3 protein-coding genes are annotated in these 3,199 nt (G+C 70.8%); all 3 read left to right on the plus strand.

Features of this window, described 5'->3' with window-relative positions; translation table 11 throughout:
* A partial coding sequence (locus tag H0W38_RS19490; RefSeq protein ID WP_292457277.1) for an SDR family oxidoreductase occupies window positions 1-655 on the plus strand: 655 nt, incomplete at its 5' end.
* Entirely contained in the window at window positions 642-2,594 is a 1,953-nt protein-coding gene (locus H0W38_RS19495; protein WP_292457279.1) for a glycoside hydrolase family 15 protein, read from the plus strand. The genes H0W38_RS19490 and H0W38_RS19495, both read left to right, overlap by 14 nt.
* Before the next feature lie 144 nt (window positions 2,595-2,738).
* Window positions 2,739-3,199: radical SAM protein (locus tag H0W38_RS19500; protein WP_292457281.1), on the plus strand; the 461-nt coding region annotated here is incomplete at its 3' end.

Consider the following 3,199-nt stretch of genomic DNA (forward strand, 5'->3'; position numbering starts at 1 on the left):
GGCGAAGATCCGTGCGGCGGGCGGCGAGGCAATGACGGTGCAGGCCGACGTTGCCGACGAGGCCGCGGTTCAGCGCCTGTTCGAGGCGGTGGACGGTGCCTTGGGGCGCATCGACATCGTCGTCGCCAACGCCGGCCTGCAGCAGGACGCCGCCATCGCCAGCATGACTCTCGCGCAGTGGCAAGGCGTGCTCGACGTCAACCTGACGGGGCAGTTCCTTTGCGTGCGCGAGGCGGTTCGGCGCTTCCTGGCCCAGGGGGTGGCGCCGGTGTCCCGGGCGCGGGGCAAGATCATCTGCATGAGCTCGGTGCACCAGCGCATCCCCTGGGCGGGCCGCGCCAACTACGCGGCGTCGAAGGGCGGTGTCACGCTGCTGATGCAAAGTGTGGCGCAGGAGGTCGCGGCCCAGGGCATCCGCGTCAACGCCATCGCGCCGGGCGCGATCAAGACCTCGATCAACGAGGACGCGCGGGACACGCCCGAAGCCGAGCAGGCACTGCTGAAGCTGATTCCCTACGGCCGGATCGGCGAGCCCGACGACGTGGCACGCGCCGCCGTCTGGCTGGCCTCGGACGAAGCCGACTACCTGACCGGCACCACCCTGTTCGTCGACGGAGGGATGAGCCTGTATCCCGCCTTCCGTGACAACGGCTGAGACGGGCGCGGCGGGCGGCGCCCGCTCGCCACGTTACCGGCCGATCGGTGACTACGCGCTGATCGGCGACTGCCATGGCGCGGCGCTGATCGGCAGCGACGGCAGCATCGACTGGGCGACGCTGCACCGCTTCGACGCCGACCCGGTGTTGTGCCGGCTGCTCGATGCCGGCCGCGGTGGGTTCTGGTCGTTGCGCCCGCGTGGCGCGCACACCGCCGCGCGCGCCTACCTGCCCGGCACCAACATGCTGCGCACGGAGTTCAGCACGGCGTCGGGTTGCGTCGCCGTCACCGACTTCATGCCCGTCGGCCGCCGGCTCGACGCCGGTGTCAACGACTACGTGCACCTGAACGCGCCGGCCTGGATCGTGCGGCGCGTCGAAGGGCTGCAGGGCAGCGTCGAGCTCGAGACCGCATACCGGCCGTCGTGCGAATTCGCGCGCAGGCGGCTGACGCTGGTGGCCGAAGACGGCGCACTGCGCGCGGGCGCCGAAATGCCCACGCTCTTCGGCGACCTGGCCTTTGTCGTCGATGGCGACTGCGCGCATGCCGGGTTCCGGGTCAGCGCCGGCGATCGGCGCGACCTGGTGCTGGCCGGTAACGCCGTCGAGGGCGATCCGCCGACCGCGCGCGTCGACGAATTCTTCGCCGCCACGCGTGCGTTCTGGGAAGAGTGGATCGCCTATTGCCGCTACCGCGGTCCCTTCGAGGAAGCGGTGCGGCGCAGTGCGCTGACGCTGAAGCTGCTGACCTATGCGCCGACCGGCGCCATCGTCGCGGCGCCCACCACGTCGCTGCCCGAGGCCGTCGGCGGCCAGCGCAACTGGGACTACCGCTACTGCTGGGTGCGCGACTCGTCGTTCGCCCTTTACGCGCTGGCGGTGCTGGGCTACAGCGGCGAGGCGCAGTGCTTCCACGAGTACCTGCTGCGCGCCATCGTGCGCTCGCTGCCCGAAGTGCGGCCGATGTACGGCATCGACGGTGCGCTGAAGCTCGACGAGGCGACGCTGGACCATCTGGAGGGCTACCGGGGCAGTGCGCCGGTGCGCACCGGCAATGGTGCGTACCTGCAGCACCAGATCGATGTTTACGGCCAGATGCTCGACCTGTCGCTGATGTACCAGCGCCTGGGCGGTCGGCTTGCCCCGCAGTACCGGCGCCTGCTCGCGGCGGTCGCGAAGTTCGTCGCCGCGCACTGGCGCGAGCCGGACCAGGGCATCTGGGAGATGCGCGGGCCGCCGCGCCACCACGTGCACGGCAAGCTGATGAGCTGGGTCGGGCTGGACCGCGCCGCGCGGCTGCTGGGCGGCGAATGGACCGGCCTCGCGCGCGAAGTGGCGGACGACATCCGCGCGCACGGCATCTGCCCGAAGGACGGGGCGCTTCAGCAGGCCTACGACGGCAGCACCGACGCCGCGGTCCTGCTGGCGCCGATGCTCGGCTTCGAGATGGCGTCGGGCATGCTGGAGGCAACCATCGCCCGCGTGCGCCGTGTGCTGGGCCGCGGCGACTTCGTCGCGCGCTACGTGGGCGAAGACGGCCTGGACGGCGAGGAGGGCGCGTTCCTGGTGTGCACCTCGTGGCTCATCGACGCCGAACTGGCAGCCGGCCGCGTCGACGTGGCGCGCCCGATGATCGAGCGCCTGGTCAGCTGCGCGAACGATGTCGGCCTTTATGCCGAGGAAGTGGACACCGCCGACGGCGGCATGCTCGGCAACTTCCCGCAGGCGCTGACGCACCTGGGGTTGATCGGCAACGTGATCAACCTGCAACTGTCCGAGCGCCAGGGCACGGCTGCGGTGCAAGGCTCGTATGCCGACCGCGCGCGCCATGCCGTGACGGCCACGTTCGGCTGGCGCGGTGTGCTGGCGGCGATGTGGCAGTCGCGCCGGTTCGCCCGGGTCTGGTCCTCGAAGCGCTCGAAGCTGCCGTGGCCGTAGACCCGCCTCGGCCAGGCGGCCGCATGAGATTCCCGCCAATCGGTGTTGCCTCCACCGTCCAGGCGGAAGGCGCCTGTAACCATTCCAGGTTCTGGAGCGTATTGGCCTGCATCGGGCCATTACGCCCGCGGGATCAGACGCACCATGCACGCCACGCTCCCCCTGCTCGCCGCCACCGACTTCCCGCCCATCCGCCGCCGTCGGCTGGAGACGCTCCAGGTGAATCTGGGCTACAAGTGCAACCAGAGCTGCCTCCACTGCCATGTGGCAGCCGGGCCCAACCGCACCGAGATGATGGACGCGGACCACGTTGCCCTAGTCCTCGAGGTGCTGCGCGCGCGCCGGCTCGCGACGCTCGACCTGACGGGCGGCGCGCCGGAGCTGAGCCCGCATTTCCGCGATCTGGTGCGGGGCGCCCGAGCCTTGGGCGCCAAGGTCATCGACCGCTGCAACCTGACCATCCTGTCCGAGCCCGGTCAGCAAGACCTGGCCGCCTTCCTGGCCGCACAGGGCGTGGAAGTCACGGCCTCGCTGCCGTGCTACTCCCCGGCCGCCGTCGACCGCCAGCGTGGCGACGGCGTGTTCGAACAAAGCATCGCCGGGCT

It is taken from the genome of Methylibium sp., assembly GCF_013817365.1.
Classification (GTDB): Bacteria; Pseudomonadota; Gammaproteobacteria; order Burkholderiales; family Burkholderiaceae_C; genus Methylibium.